At 67.5% G+C, this 22614-nt stretch carries 16 protein-coding genes; 4 read left to right on the forward strand and 12 right to left on the reverse strand.

The window, feature by feature from the left end; translation table 11 throughout:
* Positions 1-6: 6 nt before the first annotated feature.
* From F1640_RS23415 to F1640_RS23470, 12 genes are all read right to left on the reverse strand, one after another.
* Complete coding sequence (locus tag F1640_RS23415) at positions 7-1467, reverse strand: amidohydrolase (protein WP_124808617.1); 1461 nt, start codon at positions 1465-1467, stop codon at positions 7-9.
* A gap of 23 nt (positions 1468-1490) precedes the next feature.
* Positions 1491-2726 carry a dicarboxylate/amino acid:cation symporter gene (locus F1640_RS23420; protein ID WP_124808544.1) on the reverse strand — a complete coding sequence of 412 codons (1236 nt, stop codon included), beginning with the start codon at positions 2724-2726 and terminating at the stop codon, positions 1491-1493.
* On the reverse strand, positions 2723-4777 hold the full coding sequence (locus F1640_RS23425) for a S9 family peptidase (RefSeq protein ID WP_124808545.1): 2055 nt from the start codon (positions 4775-4777) through the stop codon (positions 2723-2725). The genes F1640_RS23420 and F1640_RS23425 overlap by 4 nt, the downstream gene beginning before the upstream one ends.
* Positions 4774-5751 (reverse strand): ABC transporter ATP-binding protein, encoded by a 978-nt coding sequence (locus tag F1640_RS23430; RefSeq protein WP_124808546.1) that lies wholly within the window; start codon positions 5749-5751, stop codon positions 4774-4776. Before F1640_RS23430 ends, F1640_RS23425 begins: the two co-directional genes overlap by 4 nt.
* The gene (locus F1640_RS23435; protein WP_124808547.1) at positions 5748-6695 is read right to left on the reverse strand and encodes an ABC transporter ATP-binding protein; all 948 of its coding nucleotides are present in this window, start codon (positions 6693-6695) and stop codon (positions 5748-5750) included. The genes F1640_RS23430 and F1640_RS23435 overlap by 4 nt, the downstream gene beginning before the upstream one ends.
* Positions 6695-7525 carry an ABC transporter permease gene (locus F1640_RS23440; protein ID WP_124808548.1) on the reverse strand — a complete coding sequence of 277 codons (831 nt, stop codon included), beginning with the start codon at positions 7523-7525 and terminating at the stop codon, positions 6695-6697. The genes F1640_RS23435 and F1640_RS23440 overlap by 1 nt, the downstream gene beginning before the upstream one ends.
* Entirely contained in the window at positions 7522-8463 is a 942-nt protein-coding gene (locus F1640_RS23445) for an ABC transporter permease (RefSeq protein WP_124808549.1), read from the reverse strand. Before F1640_RS23445 ends, F1640_RS23440 begins: the two co-directional genes overlap by 4 nt.
* A complete protein-coding gene (locus F1640_RS23450) occupies positions 8463-9953 on the reverse strand; it encodes a M81 family metallopeptidase (protein WP_124808550.1) in 1491 nt (496 codons plus the stop codon). The genes F1640_RS23445 and F1640_RS23450 overlap by 1 nt, the downstream gene beginning before the upstream one ends.
* Positions 9946-11541, reverse strand: a complete 1596-nt coding sequence (locus tag F1640_RS23455) for an ABC transporter substrate-binding protein (protein ID WP_124808551.1) — start codon at positions 11539-11541, stop codon at positions 9946-9948. The genes F1640_RS23450 and F1640_RS23455 overlap by 8 nt, the downstream gene beginning before the upstream one ends.
* Positions 11541-12893, reverse strand: coding sequence for an aspartate aminotransferase family protein (locus tag F1640_RS23460; protein WP_124808552.1), 1353 nt, complete (start codon positions 12891-12893; stop codon positions 11541-11543). The genes F1640_RS23455 and F1640_RS23460 overlap by 1 nt, the downstream gene beginning before the upstream one ends.
* Positions 12890-13825, reverse strand: a complete 936-nt coding sequence (locus F1640_RS23465) for a MurR/RpiR family transcriptional regulator (RefSeq protein WP_190287174.1) — start codon at positions 13823-13825, stop codon at positions 12890-12892. Before F1640_RS23465 ends, F1640_RS23460 begins: the two co-directional genes overlap by 4 nt.
* A 224-nt stretch (positions 13826-14049) precedes the next feature.
* Positions 14050-17031: a TonB-dependent receptor domain-containing protein gene (locus tag F1640_RS23470; protein WP_255530696.1), complete on the reverse strand. Its 2982-nt coding sequence runs from the start codon at positions 17029-17031 to the stop codon at positions 14050-14052.
* Positions 17032-17452: 421 nt separating this feature from the next.
* Between F1640_RS23470 and F1640_RS23475 the strand changes: the two genes are divergently transcribed.
* From F1640_RS23475 to fabI, 4 genes are read left to right on the forward strand one after another with little or no spacing between them, the layout of a single operon-like run.
* The gene (locus tag F1640_RS23475; protein ID WP_124808619.1) at positions 17453-19207 is read left to right on the forward strand and encodes an alpha/beta hydrolase; all 1755 of its coding nucleotides are present in this window, start codon (positions 17453-17455) and stop codon (positions 19205-19207) included.
* 2 nt (positions 19208-19209) lie between these two features.
* The gene (locus F1640_RS23480) at positions 19210-20631 is read left to right on the forward strand and encodes a bifunctional enoyl-CoA hydratase/phosphate acetyltransferase (RefSeq protein ID WP_124808554.1); all 1422 of its coding nucleotides are present in this window, start codon (positions 19210-19212) and stop codon (positions 20629-20631) included.
* Positions 20628-21818, forward strand: a complete 1191-nt coding sequence (locus F1640_RS23485) for an acetate/propionate family kinase (RefSeq protein ID WP_124808555.1) — start codon at positions 20628-20630, stop codon at positions 21816-21818. The genes F1640_RS23480 and F1640_RS23485 overlap by 4 nt, the downstream gene beginning before the upstream one ends.
* Complete coding sequence (fabI, locus tag F1640_RS23490) at positions 21818-22591, forward strand: enoyl-ACP reductase FabI (RefSeq protein ID WP_124808620.1); 774 nt, start codon at positions 21818-21820, stop codon at positions 22589-22591. Before F1640_RS23485 ends, fabI begins: the two co-directional genes overlap by 1 nt.
* Positions 22592-22614 lie beyond the last annotated feature (23 nt).

Below are 22614 nucleotides of genomic sequence, written 5' to 3' on the forward strand. Positions count from 1 at the left end.
AGGGCGTCATTCTCCCGGCCGGCTGCGGTAATCGAGTGGCGGTGCGCGGTCCCCGGCCAGCGATTCATACTTGAAGCCGGCGCCGCGCCGCTGGTCAAATTCCGCGCGCGCCTGCTTGAGCAGCTCGGGCTGGCGCATCAGGTCGGCGGCGGTCAGGGCCAGCGTCTTGGCGGCGACCATGGCGCCCTTTTCTCCGAACGGCGATCCCGCCGCCGCCACGGCCTGCCAGCTATGGGCCGACGTGCCCGGTGGATAGGTCGCGACGCGCAGGCCGACGGTGGGCACGACCCAGCTTACATCGCCGACATCCGTAGAACCCGCGCCGCGCTCGCCCACGGAATAGGGATGGATGCGCTGTCCTTCCTCAAGCGGGCGCGGCTTGGCGAGCTGCGTCGCCAGCCGTTCGCCGAAGGCGCGGTCGGCGGCGTCCCAGCGCGGCGGGCCGACTTCGCGCAGGTCAGCATCCAGCAGGCGGCCCAGCGCATCGTTGGGCAGCAGTCCGTAGACGCCGTTGACGAGTTCAAATTCGACCTGCGTCTCGGTTGCCATGGCCGCACCATCGGCGGCCTTGCGGACCCGGCCCAGCACCTGGCGCACTACCGCCGGGTCCCAGTCGCGCACGTAGTAGTAACTTTCCGCGAAGTCTGGCACGACATTGGGCGCGCTGCCGCCCGACGTGATGATATTGTGGATGCGGACCGTTTCCGGCACGTGTTCGCGCATCGCGTTGACGGCCACGTCCATCACTTCCACGCCATCAACCGCGGAACGGCCGAGATGGGGGTTGCTCGCCGCGTGGGCGGCAATGCCGCGGAAACGGAACTTGCCGCTGATGTTCGCCATCGCGAGATCCTGCGCGGCGCTGTTGGCATCGGCAGGGTGCCAGTGCAGGACCGCATCGACGCCGTCGAACAGCCCGGCGCGGACCATGTAGACCTTGCCGCCGCCGCCTTCTTCCGCGGGCGTGCCATAAAGCCGGATTTCGCCCTGCGTGCCGCTCTTGTCCATCCATGCCTTGAGCGCCAGCGCCGCGCCCACCGAAGCCGCGCCGAACAGGTTATGACCGCAGCCGTGCCCGGCTGCCTTGCCGGCGATTGGCGCATGTTCCGCGCTGGCGGCCTGCGCCAGCCCCGGCAGGGCGTCGAACTCGGCGAGAATGCCGATTACCGGTCCTGCACCCTTGCGATAGCGCGCGACAAAAGCGGTCGGGATGCCCGCCACGCCAGCCTCGATGGTGAAGCCGGCCTTGCGCAGTTCCTGTTGCAGCAGCGCGCTGCTGCGCGTTTCACGGTAGCCGACTTCCGCATAGTCCCAGATCGAACGCGACATGCGGGTGATCTGCTGCGTCTGTTCCTCGACCCCGGTCAGGATGGCGGCATGATCCTGCGAGGCCTGCTGGGCCATGACCGGTGTTGAAGCCAGCGAAAGCCCAGTCAGTGAAAGGCCCGTCAGTGAAAGGGCGGCCATGAACGGGCTGAACGGTGCGGATTTCACAGCGGGTCTCCTTGATGGGGGGCGTCGTGGCGGGTCACGACGGTCGCTACGGCGAGATTGGCGGTTACGTTAGGCACTGTCCTGATCATGTCCAGCAGGCGATCGAACGGAAGGATCAGGGCGACGATGGCGGCGGTCTGCTGTTCGGTCACGCCGATGAGCGAGAGTACGCCCGAGAGCATGAACAGCGCCGCCGATGGCACTCCTGCCGCGCCGAGCGAGAGTAGCACCGCTCCCACGACAAGGACGAGGTAGTCGGCAGGCGTGAGAGCGATGCCGAAGGCCTGCGCCGCGAAAGTGCAGAGCAGTCCGACGTAGATGCCGGTCCCGTCGCGGGCGATGCTGGCGCCCAGCGGGATCACCGCATTCGACAGTGCCGGGGGCAGCCGCAGACGTTCGTGGGCTACGCGCAGGCTGACCGGCAGCGTCGCCGCGCTGGACGTGGTCGAGAACGCGACAAGCACCGCCTCCACGATCGCGCGGAAGTAGAAGGCTGGCGCCATGCGGCCGCCCAGCCGGACGAGCAGGCCCTGCACCACGATGATCTGGAAGAGCACGCCGCAGGACAGCCCGATCGCCAGCAGCGAGAGATTGGCGAACACCGACAGCCCGTGCTGGCCGACGGCATTGGCCACCAATGCCAGCACGCCGAGCGGCGCCAGTTCCATCACCAGCCGCACCGCGCGCAGGATGGCCTGCCCTGCCGCGTGGGCGAAAACGGCAACTGGTTGCGCTGCCTCGCCGGCAAGCAGCACCCCGGTTCCCAGCATCAGCGCGAAGACGATCACCGAAAGCGTCTCGCCCCCTGCGAGTGCCTGGAACGGGTTGACCGGAACGATCGCCATGAGCTGCGCGCCAAGACTGGCGACGGGCGCGGCAGGTGCGCCCGCGGCCACCGTCACCGCCATGCCCGCGCCCGGTTGCAGCCACGTGCCGAGCGCGAGGCCGATGCAGATCGCGAAAGTGGTCATGGCCACGAGCAACAGGATCGTGTGCGCGCCCAGCCGTCCGAGACGTGCGGGGTCGCCCAGCGCCGCCACCCCGCTTACCACCAGCGCGAGGACGAGTGGCAGCACCATCATGCGGATGAACCGGATCCAGAGTTCGCCAATCCACGCGACTGCGGAAACGTGCTCGCCGACCAGTTGTCCGAGCAGGACGCCGGCAACCAAAGCGCCGAGAATACGTCGCCACAGGGGGATAGCAGCCCAGCGCCGCAGTGCCAGGCTCATTTCGCGGTCCAGCGGTCGAGCCACGCGTCGACCGTGTCGTACCACAGCACCGAAGCGGCCGCGCCGCTGACGATATGGTTCTCGCCGGGCAGGTACAGGAGTTCGCTGGGAATGCCGCGCCGCTGCGCCAGCGTGAAGGCGGAAAGCCCCTGGTCGAATGGCACGCGGAAATCGCGACCGCCATGGGTGACAAGGATCGGCTTTTTCCATTGCGCCGCATAGCGGACCGGATTGAACCGCTCGATCGCCTCGGGCACTTCCCAGGGCGCGCCACCGGTCTGCCTGTCGCCGTGCCATTGCAGGTCGCTGCTGTAGGCGCGGGTATCGAACGTGCCGGCATGGGTGATGAAGCAGCGCCACGGCTCGTTCCAGACGCCGGCGATCCAGTCCACCATGTAGCCGCCGAACGAACTGCCCATGGCGCAGGCCCGGTCGCCATCAAGAGACGGGTAGGCGGCGAGCACGGCGGCCCATCCCTTTTGCAGGTCTTCCAGCACGCGATCGCCGCGATGTTCCAGCACCGCCTGCGCGAAGCCCTTGCCGAACCCGGTCGAGCCATGGAAATTGACCATGACCGTGGCATAGCCGCGCGCCGCCCAGACCTGCGGATTGCGGCCGAAGCTCCATTCGTCCTGATAGACGCCGTGCGGCCCGCCATGGATCACGAACAGCACGGGATAGCGGCGGCCGGGCTGGGGGTTGAGCGGTTCCGTGACGAAGGCCTGCACCGGTTCGCCGTTCCAGCCGCTGAACGTCAGCGAATGCGTCCGCGCCATGGCCATGCCGGCGATCTGGCCGGCTCCGACGTCGCTGACCCGGTGCAGTGAACGCCCGGCGGCGTCGGCGGTGTAGACCTGCGGCGGGCTGGAGAAGCTGCTGGTCACGAGCATCAGCCCGCGTCGGGATACATCGATCGCGGAAACGCCGTCCACCGGCAGGCGTTCGACCTTTCCGGAAAGGCGATAGGCGTAGAGCCGCTCGCGCCCGTCATCGTCGCTGCGCGCATAGATCGTCCGCCCGTCCGCCGCCCAAGCGATCGCATTGGGCCAGCGGTCGATGCTGGCGCCGATTTCGCGGACGGTTCCGCTGGCAAGGTCGCGCACGCGCACCGCCGCCCGGTCGCCATCCGAACCGACGCCGTCCTTGTCCATGTAGGCGAGCTGCCGGCCATCGGGCGAGAACACCGGGTTGAGCTTCGATCCGGGGTCTCCCGCGCCGATTTCGCGCGGGGCGGCGGGCGCGGCAAGCGATACCTCGAACAGCCGGTGCAGCGTGCTGAGGTTGGCCGAAACGCCGGAGGGGCGCGCCGAAAACACCAGCGTCTTCCCGTCCGGAGACAGGGCGAACGCGCTGGCGGAACCCGCCGGCCGCGATGGAACGTCGCTGGCGAAGCCGGGCATCAGCGGGGCTGGCGCCTTCCCGTCGCCAAGGTCCAGCCGGAACAGTGCATTATAGCGCCCGTCGCCATAGCTGTCGAAGAACCGCACGTTCAGGCTCGTATAGAGCGTCCCCACCGAAGGCTGCGCCGCGCGCGCAACGGTGCATTCCAGCGTGGGGCAATCGGGAAAGACCCGGAACGAAGCTACCGCGAATCCGCCGTCCGCCGCGATCTGAAAGGCACCGACATCGAGCGGCGCATGCGTCAGTTGAACGGGCGCCGCGCCATCGCTGCCGGCCCGCCAGATTTGCGCCACGCCCTTCGCATCCGGCCCGCGGAAATAAAGCGTATGCCCGTCGGCGGACCAGGTGGGCATGTCCTGTCGTCCTGGCCCGCCCTGCAACGCGGCATGCGGCTGTTTCGGGTGATCCTGATCGGCGAGCAGGATGTGCGTGGCGCTTTTCGACAGATCGGGAGCCATCGTCCGCACCACGTAGGCGATCCAGCGTCCGTCGGGAGATATCGCGGCATCGCCGAGGCGATCCATCGACACCAGCAGGCGAGCCGTCATTCCGGAGGGCGTTGCCGGCTGCGCTTCCTGCGCGAGAACCGGTGCCGCCAATGCAGGCACCATCGACAGCGCGAGCAGGATCGGTCGGAAACGGGACATCATGGGTTCTCCATCGGCTCGGGAACGGGATTGGCGGCAAAGTGGCAGGCGACGCTCCAGCCGGGTGCCAGCGGAACGGGCGACGGGTCGTCGGTCTCGCAGCGTGCTACGGCTTGCGGACAGCGCGTGTGGAAACGACAACCCTGCGGCGGAGCCGCCGGATCGGGCGGTTCGCCACACAGCAGCCCGTCGGTGGTGAAAGGAGCGTCGATCCTGGGCGCGGCGGCGAGCAGGCCGCGCGTATAAGGATGGCCGGGCGACGAGAAGATCGCTTCCGTATCGCCTGTTTCGACGATGCGCCCCAGGTACATCACCGCCACGCGGTTCGCGATCCGTTCGACGATGGCGAGGTCATGGCTGATGAACAGCATCGCCAGCCCCAGTTCCGCGCGCAGATCGCTGAGGAGGTTGACGATCTGCGCCTTGACCGAGACATCGAGCGCCGAAACGGCTTCGTCGCAGACCAGCAGGTCCGGCCGCGTGGCGAGTGCGCGGGCAATGCCGATCCGCTGCCGCTGCCCGCCGGAAAACTCGTGCGGTTTCTTCGTGACGCAGGACCGGGGCATCCTCACCATATCGAGCAGTTCGAGAACGCGCGGCGCGGCGTCATGTCTGTTCCGGACGAGGCCGAGGCTGGTCAGCGGCTCGGCGAGAATCTCGGCCACCGTCATGCGCGGGTCGAGGCTGCCGTAGGGGTCCTGGAAGACCATCTGGATGCGCTGCCGCAAGGGGCGGAAGGCCGGGGCTCGCAACGCGTCGATGCGTTGGCCGTCGAAGCGGATTTCGCCGCCGTCGATTTCCTCCAGCCGCAGAAGGCAGCGGCCGAGCGTGGATTTGCCGCAACCCGATTCGCCGACGAGCGCCAGCACCTCGCCCGGCGCGATCGACAGCGACACGCCGGCGACTGCCTGCAGCACGCGCCCGCCCCGCAGCCGGAAACGTTTCTCCAGTCCGCTGATTTCCAGCAGCGCGGTCATCGCGCGGCTTCCGCGAAATGGCAGGCGATTCCGTGCGCGGGCGGGGGGCTGGCGCAGATGGCGGCGGCTTGCGGGCAACGGGGCGCGAAAGCGCATCCCGGCCCGCGTTCGGCAAGCCCGGGCGCAAGGCCGGGAATTTCGACCAGCCGTTCCGCCCGCCCGCCGCCAAGGCGCGGGATCGCGCCGACCAGCCCGGCCGAATAAGGGTGGCGCGGGCGTGCGAACAGGGCTTCGACAGATGCCTGCTCGACAATCCGTCCCGCATACATGACCGCCACCCGGCGGGCCATCTGCCGCACCAGCGCAAGGTCGTGGCTGACCAGCAGCAGTGCGGTGCCGGATTCGTCCTGGATCTGGCGGAGCAGGGCCACGATCTGCGCCTGCACCGTCACGTCGAGCGCAGTGGTCGGCTCGTCGGCGATGATCAGCGCGGGCCGGCTGGCCAGGGCGATCGCGATCATCACGCGCTGGCGCATTCCTCCGGAGATCTGGTGGGGATATTCCGACAGGCGCCGTTCGGGCGCGGTGAGGCCCACGGAAGCCAGCAGATCGACGGCGCGCGCGCTTGCCACGGTGCGCGATCTCCGCTCGTCATCGGGCAACGCTTCGATGATCTGGCGTCCGATCGGGAGCACGGGGTTCAGGCTCGTCATCGGCTCCTGGAAGACCATGGCGATCCCGCCACTACGCCGGGCACGCCGTTCCCGTGCCGGCAGCGTCAGAACGTCAGCGCCTTTCAGCCTGACCCGACCGGTGACCATGGTGCCGGCAGGGAGCAGGCCCATGATCGCCAGCGAGGCGACCGACTTGCCGCTGCCCGATTCCCCCACCAGCGCAACGGTTTCCCCCGCTTCGACGGTTAGATCGAGGCCTTCGAGTGCCACGAGCGGCCCGGTGGGCGAGGGAAACGCCACGCGCAGGCCCGATACTTCCAGCAGCGGCATCAGAATGCCTTTCCGCGCGGGTCGAGCCGATTGCGCAGGCCATCGCCGACAAGGTTCACGCCCAGCACGGTCAGCGACAGGAAGATCGCCGGGAAGACCAGGATATGCGGCTTCACCTGCCAGAGGCTGCGCCCCTCGGCCATGATGTTGCCCCAGCTCGGCGTCGTCGGCGGGATGCCCGCTCCGATAAACGACAGGACCGCTTCGAGCAGGATGGCCGAAGCGCCGATGAAAGTCGCCTGGACCACGATCACCGCCGCGATGTTGGGCAGGATGTGGCGCAGCAGGATCGCGGGCGTCCGCGCGCCGGCCACGATCGCGGCCTGAACGTAGAGATTGGCGCGGACCGCTTGCACGCTGGCGCGCACCAGCCGGGCAACGCGCGGCAGTTCCGCCAGCGCGATCGCCGCGATGACGTTGATCAGCGATCCGCGCATGACGGTCATCAGCGTGACGGCCAGCAGCACGGGCGGAATCGCCATCAGGCCATCGATCCCGCGCATCAGGACACCGTCGAGAATGCGCGCATAGCCGGCGATCATGCCTATGGCCGTTCCCGCGATGGTGGCGGCAAACGCCACGCCCAGCCCCACGGCAAGCGATATGCGCGTGCCGTAGAGAGTCCGCGCGAGCAGGTCGCGGCCGAGCTGGTCGGTGCCGAACGGATGGGCCAGCCCGGGAGCGAGGGCGCGTTCGTGGGGCAGGACCAGCGCGGGATCGCGACCGCCGCTGAGAACGGGCGCGGCGATGGCGATGATCGCGATCAGGATGAGCAGCGCCAGCCCTGCGGTCAGCATCGGTGCGGCTGGCTTTCTGATGCCCGCGATCATCGCCGCACCCTGGGATCGAGCGCCGCGCAGACCATGTCGGTGGCGAGGTTGACGATCACGAAGGTCAGCGCGCAGACCAGCGTGATGCCCTGGATTACCGGATAATCGCGCCGGAGCACGGCATCGACGGTCAGCCGCCCCAGGCCGGGCAGCGAGAATACCGTTTCGGTCACCACCGCGCCGCCCAGCAGCGCCGCGATGCTCGATCCTGCGACCGTGACGACCGGTCCCGCCGCGTTGCGCAGGCCATGGACGGCGATCACGCGCAATTCACCCAGCCCCTTGGCGCGTGCCGTCCGGATGTAGTCCTGCCCCAGCACTTCCAGCATGGCGGCGCGCGTGACCCGCGCGATCAGCGCGCTCTGGCCCAGCGCAAGCGACGTTGCCGGCAGCAGGATCGTGCGCAGGAAGCCGGGCACGCTCTCGCGCGGGGAAACGAAGCCTTGCACCGCGAACCAGCCGAGCCGGTAGGCGAAGATGTAGGACAGAAGGTAGCCGACCACGAAGACCGGGAGCGAAAAACCCAGGACACCTCCCGCCATCACGACCCGGTCGGCTATGGCTCCCGGTTTGTGGGCGGCGCCCGCGCCCAGCGGAACGCCGATGCAGACAGCGATGGTCATGGCGGCGAGCATCAGGCAGCCGGTGGGCACCAGCCGCTGCCCGATCAGGGTGGCGACGGGCAGTCCGGTAAACAGGGACGTCCCCAGATCGCCATGCGCGATCGCCATCAGCCAGGCGGCGAAACGGCTGACGAACGGCCGGTCCAGTCCGAGCGTGGCCCGCAGCTTCTCGATGTCGGCAGGCGATGCGGCGTCGCCCGCCATGATCGCGGCGGGATCGCCAGGGGCCAGATAGAGCAGGCCGAACACCAGAATGGCGACGCAGAACGCCACCGGGAGCGCGGCGAGCAGCCGGCGTATCGCATAGCCGGCCATCAGGCGTCCCGCTCGCACAGCGGATAGAGGTGCGCCGGCGCGCGAACGAACGGGAACGCGGCGATATCCAGCGCGGCGGGGCCGGGGGCATCGCAGGGGATGATGGTGCCGAACCGTTCCGCATAGGCGGCCCGGAAGTGGTTTTTGGCCTTCACGCAGAACAGGTCGATGGCAGCAAGGTCGATTCCCAGCGCCTCCAGCAAGCCGGGATCGTGCGGGGACGCCGGCAGGCTGGAAACGATCACCCCGATTCGCGTATCCTCCAGCCCGAGCAGGGCAAGCTGCCCGAAATTCATGGTGGGGCCGCAGAGCAGGGGCGGGCGCGCGGCGAAGGAGCCAGCGGCCAATGCGCGCACTTTCGCGGTAAATGGCACAGGCGGCCCGAATCTTGCGCTCAGCCTTGCGCCCAGTGTACCATCGATCGTGCCCCCGACACCCGCCGCTACGGCCCGGGCGACCACGCCGGGATCGCAATGGAGCACGACAAGGCTGGCCAGATCGGGGTTCGCATCCACCAGTGCCCGCAGCATCGCCGGCGTATCGAGAATGCCGCCGGAGAGCGGATTGTCGCCGGCGTCGACGACCGCGACCGGGCCGGCTCCAGCCCCGGCCGCCATGACCGCTTGCGCGATCGCGGTGCGCGCGTCGGGCAGGGGGACGAAGAAGTCGTCCCGCAAGGTATCCATGCGATCGCGCAGGCGTGCGGCGGTCAGCGCCGCAAGGGCGGGATCGCCGTCCGCGAAGACCATGGCCGACGCGCCCGCGGCGATCGTATCGGCGTAGGAAAAGCCGCCGAACGGCACGGCTTCAAGCACGCCATTGCCCAGCATCGACCGCGCTTCGTCTTCCAGCACGGCCATCGGCCCGGCATCCGTCCGCATATTGATGGAAGGCAGGATCGCGCCCGTTCGCGCGATGCATCCGATCGGGCGGATTTCCCCCCTCAGGGTTCGTTCGAGCCCTTCCAGCACGCGCAGCGCGGTTTCACGCTGGTCGACATGCGGATGCGTCTTGTACCCGCTGGCGAAATCCACCAGCCCTGCGATTTCGGGTTCGAGGTTGGCGTGCATGTCGAAAGAGACGCCCAGCAGCGCGTCGGGGCCGATAGCCGCGCGCACGCGGCGAATGATCTCGAGGTCCGCCAGATCACGCCCTTCGACCACCATTGCGCCGTGCAAGGCGAGATATACCGCGTCGAACCGCTCCCGCATCAGCCCGGCGACGATCTCGTCGCAGGTTTCATCGAACAACGCCGCGTCGATCGGGCCGGCCGGCATCGCGTGGGCCAGGCGCAGGAATTGCCCGCTCCAGTCCGGTCGCGCGGCCAGAAAATCGCAGGCGCCGCCCATTTCGCTGGCCGTGCCCTGAAAGGCAGCGGCCGCTGCGTTGCCCTGGCACCAGACGGCGGCCTTGAACGCGGACCGGTCGGTCGTGACCGGGGAAAAGCTGTTGCCTTCGTGCAGGAACATGGCGATTGCGAGCCTAGGCATGGGGCAGCGCCTCCACGTTCCAGAACAGCGGCAACCCCTGCAACATGCCGGTCAGCGTGCGGCGACAGGCGGTGGGCATGTGGAACTGGCCCAGCGGAACGTAGGGCACGTCGTGCAGCGCCTGAAGCTGGATTTCCCGTGCGATGCGCCGTTGTCCTTCCGGGTCGGCCTCGCGCATCCAGGCTTCGCGCAGCGTTTCGAGCCGGGGTGCGGTGGGCCAGCCGAACCAGGCCTTTTCGCCGTTGCCGCGCAGCGACATGTGGCCGGCGGGGGTCAGCAGGTCGAGGCCCGTCCAGTGGGTGAAGAACACGTTCCAGCCCCCTTCCGAGGGGCGCGTCCTGCGCGCGCGCCGCTGGATCACGGCGTTCCAGTCCATGACCTGATAGTCGACGTTGAAGCCGCAACGGGTGAGCAGGTCGGCACCCACTTCGGCCAGTGCGCGCAGGATGGGCGGGTCGGTCGTCCCCATGACCACGACCGGTGCGCCATCGTACCCTGCGGCCCGGATTTCGCGCCGGGCACGGTCGTAATCGGGTGGACCATTCCAGATATCCAGCCCGGCATCGGTGGCGAGGGGCGTTCCCGGCGGAAAGATGCCGACCCCGGCGCGCCGTGCGTCCGGTGTGAAGCCGGCGGCCTGCATGAAGGTATCCTGCCGGACCACGCGCAGGACGGCGCGGCGGATCTCGGCGTTATCGAACGGGGGCCACAGGTGGTTGGGACGCATGACCGCGACCGCGCCGGTCGGATCGATATCGGGCAGGGCGACCGTGCTGTCGGTCCGGAGAAGCGGGAGAAGGTCGATCGAAGGCGCTTCGAGCCAGTCGATCTCGCCGTTGCGCAGCGCGATCGACGCGGTGGCCGGATCGGGCACGATCGTCCATTCCACACGTTTGAACCGGGCGTGCTTGGGGCCTGATGTCCATTCGGTCCGGCCGCCGGCGCGGGGGCGGTAGCCATCGAACCGCGCATAGGCCGCCCGCGCGCCGACGATGCGTTCATCGGCAAGGAAGCGGTAGGGGCCGCTGCCCACGGGGTCGGTCACCTGCTCGAACGGGCTGGTCCGGGCATGGCGCTCGGGCATGATGAAAGGCACGTTCACGCCGATCTTGCCCAGCGCATCGGGCAGCAACGGAAAAGGATGGCGCAGGCGGAAGATGATGTGGCGATCGTCCGGGGCCGAAACCTCGTCGGTCGCCGCGAAAAGGGCCTGCCCCATGGCGTCGCGATGGCTCCAGCGCAGGAGGCTGGCGATGCAGTCGCGCGCGCGGACCGGCTCGCCATCGTGGAAATGCAGTCCCTCGCGCAATCGCAGCGTCCAGCGACGGCCTTCGTCGGCCTGCTCGCAGGCATCGACCATCTGCGGTTGCGGCCGGAAATGCCGGTCAAGCCCGAACAGCGTATCATAGACGAGATAGCCATGCGCGCGCGTGGCCGCGGCGGTCGTCCACACGGGGTCGAGCGAGGCAAGATCGGCCTGCGGCACGAACCGCAGCACTTGGCGATCGCCGGGCGGCGCGCAGCCTGGAATGGCCATGACGCCCAGCGATGCGGCCCCGCCGGCCATGGCTGCACGCCGCGTCAGCATCACGGCACCGCGCGCATCACGTCCTGGCAGACCCGGTCGACGGCATCGCCCAGCCTGCTGATGATCATCGCGATGTCTTCCGCGGTCGCGATATAGGGCGGGGCCAGCAGGACATGATCCCCCAGCGTGCCGTCCACCGTGCCTGATCCGGGATAGCAGGCCAGGCCCAGGTCCATCGCCTGCGTCCTGATCCGATCGGCTACCCGCGCGGCTTCTGGAAATGGCGTGCCGGTGTTGCCGTCGGCCGACAATTCGATTGCCACCAGCAGGCCGCGACCGCGAATGTCGAACACATGGCGATGGTCCGCGAACCGATCCCGCAGGCGGGACAGCAACAGGCTTCCCATCGCCGCCACGTTGTCCAGCAGACAGTCCTCGGCGATTACACGCTGCACCGCCAGCGCGGCGGCGCAGGCGAGCGGATGCCCCATGTAGGTGAAGCCGTGCCGCAGGCCGCCGGACCCCCGCGCCAGTGCCTGCGTGACACGCGCCGAGGCCAGCACGGCGCCGATCGGCTGATAACCCCCGCCAAGGCCCTTGGCCACGACCTGGATGTCCGGCGATACCCCTTCCTGTTCCCAGGCATGGGTCGTGCCGGTGCGGCCCATGCCGCACATCACCTCGTCCAGAAGGAGCAGGACGCCGTGGCGATCGCAGACTTTGCGGATTTCCCGGAAGTATCCGGCCGGTGGCGCGAGCGCGCCCGCCGTCGCGCCGACCAGCGTCTCGGCGCAGAACGCGGCGACGCGGTCGGGGCCGATGCGTTCGAGCTCGGCTTCCAGTTCGGCGGCAAGCCTTGTGGCCATGCCGTCGTCGGTTTCCCCGGCCAGCCGGCCATGCACCGGGTCTGCCGCGGAGACATGGGAAAAGCCGGTGGGCAGCATCGGCGCATAAGGCGCGCGCCGTCCCGGATTGCCGGAGAGCGCCAGCGCGCCGAAGGTATTGCCGTGGTAGCTCTGCCTTCGCGCGATGAAATGCACGCGGTCCGGTTCGCCGATCTCGAGATAGTATTGCCGTGCCAGCTTCAGGGCCGTTTCGGTCGCTTCGGAGCCGCCCGAAACGAAGCAGGCCGAAGCCAGCCCGCCGGGGGCATGGCCAACCAGAACGTCCGCCAGTTCCTCGGCCGCCTGCGAGGTGAAGAAGCCGTTGTGCGCATAGGCCAGCGTTTCGGCCTGTTGCCGGATCGCTTCCACCACGCGCGGGTGGCCATGCCCCAGGCAGGATACCGCCGCGCCGCCCGATGCGTCGATGTACTGCCGGCCGGCATGGTCGGTGATGACCATGCCTGTGGCGGACACCGCTCGGGGCAAGGCTGCACCGGTCAGGCGCCGGTGAAGAACGTGGCTGGTCAACGCGAAGTGTCCGTGTCGAGATAGGCGGTATGCGCGGCGATGCGCGTTTCGGATGCGCGCAGGCGATCCCGTCCTTCCGCGCCCGAGCGCAGGTAGAGCGTGACGGCCAGCGCCTGGATCAGCGCGGTGCAGGCGGAGAGGGATGGGAAATAGCCCGGAGAATCGGGATTGAAGATGAGCGTGACCGCCGCCCCCTGTGCCAGCGGGGAATCCGCGCGGTCGACGATGGCGATCAGCGCGGCGCCCGCTGCCGTCGCCGTCTGCGCTGTCAGGAAGCCGTCGCGTGAATAGGGCGCGAAGCCGAACAGCACGACCACGTCGCCCTTGCCGATCGCGCCGAGTTCGAGGTCGAGCATCCCCCCGGCCGCGCCGACAAGCGCAACCTCGTTGCGGAACAGGCGGTAAAGGTAGTGGAAGTGGACCGCCGGCGCGTAGCACGAGCGGTATCCCGAAACGAACACGCGGCCCGCCTGTTCGATCACCGCCGCCGCGGCATCGAGCACCGTGGCGTCCAGCTCGGCCAGATTGTGAATGTCGGTGGAGAACATCCGGCCGGCCAGCGTTCCTTCGCCCGAGGGGAGCAGCGGGCGTGACGAGAACGGAGCCTCGCGCGCGGCTTCGAGATCGATGCGGGCATCGTCGATGAGTTCGGTGCGCAGGGCTTCCCACCCCTGAAAGCCCAGCGCGCGGGCAAGGCGCGTGAACGTCGTCGGCGGCTCGCCGGTCTGCCGGGCCAGCGCGCGCATCGGCATGCTTGCGGCATCGAAGGGGTGATCGGCCACATAGCGCGCGGCCGAGGCGAGCTTCGGCGGCAATTGAAGGGCGGCTTCGCGCAGCCGGCTGGCGATTGGCTTGGTCATAGGAGTGAACGGCACCGTGCGGTCGGGCAGGACAGCGGATATTCGTCCGGCCGGCCCATAGCCGTGCGACATGCGGAATTGCCGACCGTTATCCCGCATTCCCGCACGGCCGGCACCATGGCGAACCATGAATGCCGGACGAAACGTTGCAGTTCGTGCCTTCCGGCCCGACGCTACACCCGCATCGCATGATCCTGCCCAACGAAACAAATGTTTTATCACGCTGCCATTTGCCTTCAATGCCGTTCGGTCCGGCCTTGCCGGCCGGTCCTGCCTGCTGCGCTGCTGCCGCGATTTCAGAACTTCACCCTTGCGCTCACCGTGAACGACCGACCGATCGGATCGTAGGTGGTGGGCATGGTATTGCCGTTGTTGAACGCCGTCCCGGCGACGCCCGAGCCGAGCTGGGGCGGTTGTTTGTCGAACAGGTTCTCGACAAGCAGGGAGAGGCTGAGCTCCTTGGTGACATCGACGCCGAGATTGAGGTCGAAGTAATCGTAGGCCGGAATGTTGCGGAATGCCGCCAGCACGCCGTTGTAGGCGCTTGACGAACTGCCGGCCTGCGGCGTCGTCAGCGGCACGGTGCCGGCGGCCGGCCCGATCGGTTCAAACTCCACGCCGCTCAGATGGGTCCACAGCAACGACGCGGAGAAGGGGCCGGACGAATAGGTGCCGCGCACGTTCCACTTCCATTTGGGCCGAGCGTTGGTGCAGCCCGTGGAATAGCGGCCCGAACATTCGCGCGTGATCGTGTTCGGCGTGGACTGGGTCCAGAAGTAGTCGAGCCAGGTGCCGTTCATGGCGAGATCGAACTGGCCGGGGTTTCCGCCGAACACGCGCGCCAGATCGAACCTGTACTGTACCGTCCAGTCGATCCCGCCCGTGCCCATCCGTCCGAGGTTGGAGCTTGAAAGGATGACGCCGGCGGCTTCGACGCCCGTGTTCAGCGTGCCGGTCACCGGGTTGCGCTCGATCAGCGCGCAAAACGCGTTCGGGGTGAGCGACGGGTTGAGTGACGAGGAATAACAGCCGTTGAGGATGTCGCTTTGCGAGGGCGCCGAAATCAGATCGCTGATGCGGATGCGGAACCAGTCCACCGTCGCGCTGAAGCCGGGGAGGAAGGACGGTGCGAACACCGCGCCCACGGTCCATGTGCGGGCGCGCTCCACGTCGAGGTTCGGATTGCCCTGGGTGCTGATGTTGATCTGCCCCGACGCGGGCTGCGGGATGCTGCCGTAGCTGCCTGCGGGCGCGCCGGTGGCAAGGCACAGGCTTTCCGGGACGCTGGGGCTCGCCCCGGCGCAGGGATCGACCGTGAGGTTGCCCAGCGCGCGCACCGGCGACTGATAGAGTTCCTGGATGTTGGGCGAGCGCACCGCCATCTGGTACATGGCGCGCAGCTTGATGCCGCCCACCGGTTCCACCGATCCGCCTGCCTTCCAGGTGGTGCTCGATCCGGTGGTCGAATAGTCGGACAGGCGGATGCCGGCTTCCAGCGTGGCCGACTTGACGAAACCATCCTCGATCAGCGGTACGATCAGTTCGCCGAATGCTTCCTTCACGTTGTAGCTGCCATAGTCTGGCGGCGTGCGCGCGCCCGATCCCAGCACTTCGCCCTGGATCTGGGCGGAAGCATCGGGCGTCGCCCGCGCCGATGTCTTGCGATATTCCGCGCCGATCGCGAAGGCGATCGGGTTGGTCGCGAACGGGCTGGTCACGCCGAAGAGATCGCCGGACACCGAGCCGGTGACGACGCTCAGCTTGACCAGCCGGCGGACCATGGAATCCAGCCCGACAAAGGTCAGCATGTCGGGCGTGATCGAACCAAGGCCGCCAAAGATGTTCAGCGGCACGCAGCCGTTGGCGGTGTTCTGGCACACGGGATTGCCCGACGCGTCACGATAGGCGAGCAGCGCTTGCGTGACCCGGCTGTTCGATCCCCAGTTTTCGCGCAACTGGTTCTGGGTGGTTTCGCCGTACTGGCCGGAGACATCGAATTTCAGCGTGCTGGTGATGTTGCCACGCAGCCCGGCCTGAAGCTGGAACATCGTGGAATCGTTGGTATTGTAGCGGAAGCCGTATTCGCTGAACCGGCGCGAGGGCGTGACGGTGACCGTGCGGTATCCCGCCGCCTCCGGTCCGCCGATCACGCTTGCCGCGGCGTTGCAGGCCGAGACGCTGATGTTGTTGGCGGCACACAACTGCGCCCGGGCCGCCGCCGGGAGATAGGGGTTGTTGAGCGGCAGCGCATAGGCGTTGCTGAACGTGCCCGTCGAATTGAGCGCAAGTTGCGTGCGGTTCTTCGAGAACATCGCTGTCGCATAGAGTTCGATTCCGCTGGTTACCTCGTAGCGTGCGGCGGCATAGGCATTGATGCTTTCCAGCGGAGTCTGGAGATAGTTGCCGATATTGCTGGTCGCGGCGTCCTCCAGCGTGGCGGCGCGGAATGCCCCGGTCGTCGGATCGATGATCGCGCCATATCCGATGGTGGGCAGCCCGCCGGGCCTTGTGGCGGATGCCAGCGAGGACTGGAAGATGGCGGGGACGGACAGCGATGAGGTGCTGGCCTGGCCGGTCACCGAACTGACCGGAACGGCGGAGAAATCGCGATCGACCGCCTTGAGGGCATCGCGCTTGCTGTAGGAAATGCCGAGCACCACGTTGCCGCGCCCGCCATCGAGGTTGGCGCCGACCAGCAGGTCCGTGCGCAGGCGACGCGCGTCGCCGCGTTCGGATATGCGGTAGTTGCTCGTCAGCTTGACGCCCGAGAAATCGCGCTTGGTGATGAAGTTCACGACCCCGGCGACGGCGTCCGCGCCATAGACCGATGAAGCGCCGCCGGTCACGACATCCACACGTTCGACCAGCCCGACGGGAATCACGTTGAGGTTGACGATGCCGTCGAGGCCGAACGGCGTTATCCGCCGGCCGTCGAGGATGACAAGCGTGCGATTGTCGCCAAGGCCGCGCAGGTCGATCGTGGCAGAACCGTTGCCGCCGTTGTTGACGCCGGAACCCAGCGAAGGGCGCACCGACGGAAGGTTGCGGATGAGTTCTTCGGCCGAATTGGGTTGCCGCAGGGCGATTTCGGCCGAACTGATCACGCTCAGCGGGCTTGAGGTCTTGAGGTCCGACCGGGAAATGCGCGAACCTGTCACGACGATGGCGGTGCTATCCGCCTCGTCTGCGGCTGGCACCGCATCCTGGGCCAGCACGGGCGTGGCCAGCATGGTGCTGCCGAGCAGCAGCGACGCCATTGAAAGACTGAATGATTTCATCCCGATACCCCCTGTTCGATCGCGTCCGGTGCCGGGACGCCTGATGCCGCAGGCCGGCAACCTCGCTGGCTGCGACCTGTCTCCGCTCTTCCTTTATTGAAACAAACGTTTCATGATTCTCGAATAAATGCAACATATGTTTTTATCAGCAAAAACAAAGACGTTTAGCGGGCTTGACGAAGCGCGGGTGGCGCGGTGATGGCCATATGGGCGCGGCAACCCCTGATTGATCTGCTAGGGCGCATGAAAGGGGGTTGAGAAGAAATTGACACAAATGTAAGTTATTCGTGCAGAACGTAAAAATGAGCCGCTTTCAGTGCTGCCGGTCCGGGCGAGGCTGTCGAATTGACCGAATGCAAGGTATCGCGGCCGTGATCCTTGCATGGGTCGGTGATGGCGACGCTACGGAGCAACCAAGGTGATAGCAGGCGAAAATTCCGGTCCCGATCCGCTCGATGGCGTGGCTGCGACCGTCGATAGCGCCGCCAGGGCGATCGTTGCGAAGGTTTCCGGGGGATTGTCGCCAGTTTCCATCGCCCAGTCCTTCACGGACTGGTGGATGCATCTGGCGGCTTCGCCCGGCAAACAGATGCAATTGGCGGCCAAGGCGGGGCGCAAGGCGTTGCGCCTTGCCGACTATGCCATGCAGCAAGTGCCTGCCGGAACGGAGCCGGAGCCGGCGATCGAACCGTTGCCGCAGGACCGGCGTTTCGCCGATCCGGCATGGCGCAAGCCGCCGTTCGACATCGTGGCTCAGGGCTTCCTTCTGCAGCAGCAATGGTGGCACGCCGCCACCACGGGGGTCGGTGGCGTCACCCGGCATCACGAGGCGGTTGTCGAATTCGCGGTGCGGCAGATACTGGACATGGTGGCGCCCACCAATTTCGCCGCGCTCAATCCGGTTCTGCAACAGCGCATCCTCGAAACCGGCGGGCACTGTCTGGCCGATGGCATGAACTACCTGATCGACGACATGCGGCGCCAGTTGCGCGGCGAACCGCCTGCCGGAGTCGATGCCTTTCCGGTGGGGGATAAGGTCGCGGTCACGCCGGGCGAAGTCGTGTTCCGCAACGAACTGATGGAACTGATCCAGTATGCGCCGACGACCGCGACGGTGCGCCCCGAACCGGTGCTGATCGTCCCGGCCTGGATCATGAAATACTACATCCTCGACCTGTCGCCCGAAAATTCGCTGGTGCGCTGGCTGCGCGATCAGGGCTTCACGGTATTCATGGTCTCATGGCACAATCCGGTCAGCGCCGATCGCGACCTCAATCTCGACGATTATCGCAGGCTGGGGCCGATGGCGGCGCTGGATGCGATCGGCGCGATCACCGGCGCGCAGAAGGTTCACGCGGCGGGATACTGCCTGGGCGGAACGCTCCTGGCGATCGCTGCCGCTACCATGGCGCGCGACGGGGACGAACGACTGGCCACCACGACGTTCTTCGCCGCGCAGACCGAATTCTCCGAGCCGGGGGAACTGGGCCTGTTCATCGACGAGGCGCAGCTTGATCTGATCGACAGCATGATGTGGGCGAAGGGCTATCTCGACAGCAGCCAGATGGGCGGTGCGTTCCAGATGCTGCGTTCCAACGACCTCGTCTGGTCGCGCCTGCTGACCACCTACCTGATGGGCGAGCGGGAGCCGATGACCGACCTGATGGCATGGAACGCGGATGGCACGCGGATGCCCTATGCGATGCATTCCGAATACCTGCGCCACCTGTTCCTTGATAACGACCTGGCAGAGGGGCGCTATCGTGTGGGCGGCCGCCCGGTCACCTTGTCGGGACTCAGGATGCCGCTATTCATGGTCGGCACCGAGCAGGATCATGTCGCGCCCTGGCGCTCCGTGCATAAGCTGCACATGTTCACCGGCGCGGAGCTGCGCTTCGTGCTGACCAGTGGAGGGCACAACGCCGGGATCGTGTCCGAACCCGGCCATCGCCACCGGCACTACAGCGTGGCGACGCGCCCGCTCGACGGGGCCGCGCCGGCGCCCGACGACTGGCTGGCCACGGCGGAGCGGCACGAAGGATCGTGGTGGCCGGAATGGGGCGTCTGGCTGGCCGCGCATTCGGGTGATCCGGCGGAACCGCCGCCGCTGGGGCGGGCCGACGCCGGTTATCCGCCGCTGGAACCCGCGCCGGGCCGCTACGTGCTGGAGCGATGACTATGACCGATCCCGCCCTTATCGAGAACCGGACCTTCGACGAGATCGCCATCGGCGACAGCGCCAGCCTGACGCGCCAGCTTACCGCCGACGACATCCAGCTTTTCGCGGCCGTATCGGGTGACGTGAACCCGGCCCATATGGACCCGGCCTATGCCGAGACCGATATGTTCCATCGCGTGATCGCGCATGGCATGTGGGGCGCGGGGCTGATTTCGGCGGTGCTGGGGACCGAACTTCCGGGGCCCGGCGCGATCTATCTGGGCCAGTCGCTGCGGTTCAGCCGTCCGGTGGGGGTAGGCGACACGGTTACCGCGACGGTCACTGTCACCGCCAAGAAGCCTGAACACCATATTGTCACGCTCGCTTGCGCTTGTATAAACCAGATCGGTGAAACGGTGATTTCGGGGGAGGCCGAGGTCAAGGCGCCGACGGAGAAGGTCAGCCGCGCGCGCGTGCCCGTGCCCGACGTGCGCATCGCGCGTCATGACCGCTTCCATGCGCTGGTTCAGGGCGCCGCTTCCGGCGAACCTGCGGTCACCGCCGTCGCGCACCCGTGCAGCGCCGATGCCGTGGCAGCGGTCGCCGAAGCGGCGGAGGCGGGGCTGATCCGGCCGGTGCTGGTTGGTCCGGCGATGAAGATCCAGGCGGCTGCGGAAGCGGCGGGCTTCGACATTTCGGCCTTCCGCCTGATCGATGCGCCGCACAGCCATGCCGCCGCCGCCCGCGCGGTGGAACTGGTGCGCGCGGGAGAGGCGGCCTTGCTGATGAAAGGCTCGCTCCATACTGACGAACTGATGGCCGAAGTGGTCCATGCCGATACGGGCCTGCGCACCGAACGGCGCATCAGCCATGCCTATGTGATGGACGTGCCCGGCCATCCGCGTCCGCTGGTCATCACCGATGCCGCGATCAACATCACCCCGACGCTGGAGGACAAGGCCGATATCGCGCGCAACGCCATCGATCTGGCCCATGTGATCGGGATCGAGCGACCGAACGTGGCGATCATCGCGGCGGTGGAGACGGTCAACCCGAAGATGCAGGCGACACTGGATGCCGCCGCGCTGTGCAAGATGGCGGACCGGGGCCAGATCGCCGGTGGCGTGCTGGACGGGCCGCTGGCGCTCGACAACGCCATCAGCGAGGCGGCGGCGCGGGAAAAGGGGATCGTTTCGCCGGTGGCGGGGCAGGCGGACGTGCTGCTCGTGCCCGATCTGGAGGCCGGCAATATCGCGGCCAAGCAGCTCACGTTCCTGGCCGGGGCGGATGCCGCCGGTGTCGTGCTGGGCGCGCGCGTGCCGATCATCCTGACCAGCCGCGCGGACAGCCGGCGGACGCGGATCGCCTCGTGTGCGCTGGCGGTGCTGCTGGCGCGCGCTGGCACCAAGGCCGCTCCGGGAGCAGGGGATGCGCGCGCATGAGCGCAACCCTCCTGTGCCTCAACGCCGGGTCTTCGAGCCTCAAGTTCGCGCTCTATGCCCGTGAAGGAACGGACGTGCGGTTGCTTGCCCATGGCAAGATCGAAGCCATCGGTCTTGCGCCGCACCTGATCGCGCGGGATGCCGCCGGCGTCACGCTCGCAGAACGGCGCTGGTCGCATGAGGACGGCGCGACGCATGAAACGCTGCTTGCGGACCTTCTCGACAGCGTCGAAGCGCATGTCGGGCGGGAACTGGTGGCGGTGGGGCATCGCGTGGTTCATGGCGGCGCCGATTTCGCGGAGCCGGCGCGAATAACGGATGCCTTGCTGGAGAAGCTCGACGCGCTGTGTCCGCTGGCGCCGCTGCACCAGCCGCACAACCTTGCGGCGATCCGCGCGGTGAAGGCGGCCCGGCCCCGGCTTCCGCAAGTGGCCTGCTTCGATACCGGCTTCCACCAGACCCAGCCGTCCGTCGCCACGTGGCTGGCGCTGCCGCGCGCGCTGACCGGGGAAGGCGTGCGCCGCTATGGCTTCCACGGCATCTCCTACGAATATATCGCGCGCCGCCTGCGCGAGATCGATCCGGTGATGGCCGGGGGCCGCGTGATCGCGGCGCATCTCGGCAACGGGGCGAGCCTGTGCGCGATGAAGGGTGGGGTCAGCATCGATACGACGATGGGCTTCACCGCGCTTGACGGACTGGTCATGGGCACGCGCTGCGGCACGATCGATCCGGGCGTGGTGCTCTATCTGTTCCAGCAGAAGGGCCTCGACGCGAAGGCGGTGGAGCACCTGCTCTACAGCGAGTCAGGGCTGCTCGGCGTTTCCGGCCTTTCGAGCGATATGCGCGACCTTGCCGCCAGCGATGATCCGCGCGCGGCGGAGGCGGTCGCACTGTTCGCCTATCGTGCGGCGCGTGAGGCGGGGGCGCTGGCGTGCTCGCTCGAAGGGCTGGACGGGATCGTGTTCACCGCCGGAATCGGAGAGAACGCGGCGGATGTACGCGCGATGGTCTGTGCGCGGCTGGGCTGGCTCGGCGTGACGATCGATCCGCAGGCTAACACGGCCCATGCGCCGCTTATCAGCACGGCCGACAGCGCGGTGAAGGTCCGCGTGATCCCGACGGATGAGGAGCGCATGATCGCGCTCCACACGCTCGAACTGCTGGCTTCGGCAAAGGAGGCATGATGGCGCCGCTGGTCGATCTTTCCGGTAAGCGCGGGCTGGTGGTGGGAATCGCCAACGAACACAGCATCGCGGCTGGCTGCGCACAGGCGTTTCGCGATTGCGGGGCACGTCTGGCGGCAACCTATCTCAACGAGAAGGCAAAGCCTTTCGTCCAGCCGGTTGCGGATGCGCTGGGCGTGGAATGGCTGGCGCCGTGCGACGTGCGCGTGCCGGGCGAACTGGAAGCGCTGTTCGCGCGTGTGGCGGCCGAATGGGGCGGGCTTGATTTCCTGCTCCATTCGATCGCCTTCGCGCCCAAGGAGGATCTGCACGGGCGCGTCATCGACAGTTCGGCCGAGGGCTTCGAGGTGGCGATGGATGTTTCCTGCCACAGCTTCCTGCGGATGGCGCGGCTCGCCGAACCGCTGATGCCGCAGGGCGGCTGCCTGCTGTGCGTGACGTTCTACGGTTCGGAGCGCGTGGTGCGGCATTACAACCTGATGGGGCCGGTCAAGGCCGCGCTGGAAAGCGCCACGCGCTATGTCGCGGCCGAACTGGGGCCGAAGGGCATTCGCGCGCACGCCATCTCGCCGGGGCCGATCGCGACGCGCGCCGCCAGCGGGATCGACCGGTTCGACGAACTGCTCGACCGCGCCGCGTCCGAAGTGCCTGAAGGCCAGCTTGTCGACATAGCCGACGTGGGCGCGCTGGCGGCGTTCCTTGCCAGCGACGCGGCGCGACGGATTACCGGCACCGTCATTCCGGTCGACAGCGGCCAGCATCTGATGGCCTGACATGGTTCCGTCCGTATTTCCCG

Origin of the sequence: Novosphingobium sp. NBM11 (genome assembly GCF_015390225.1) — a bacterium.
Taxonomy (GTDB): domain Bacteria; phylum Pseudomonadota; class Alphaproteobacteria; order Sphingomonadales; family Sphingomonadaceae; genus Novosphingobium.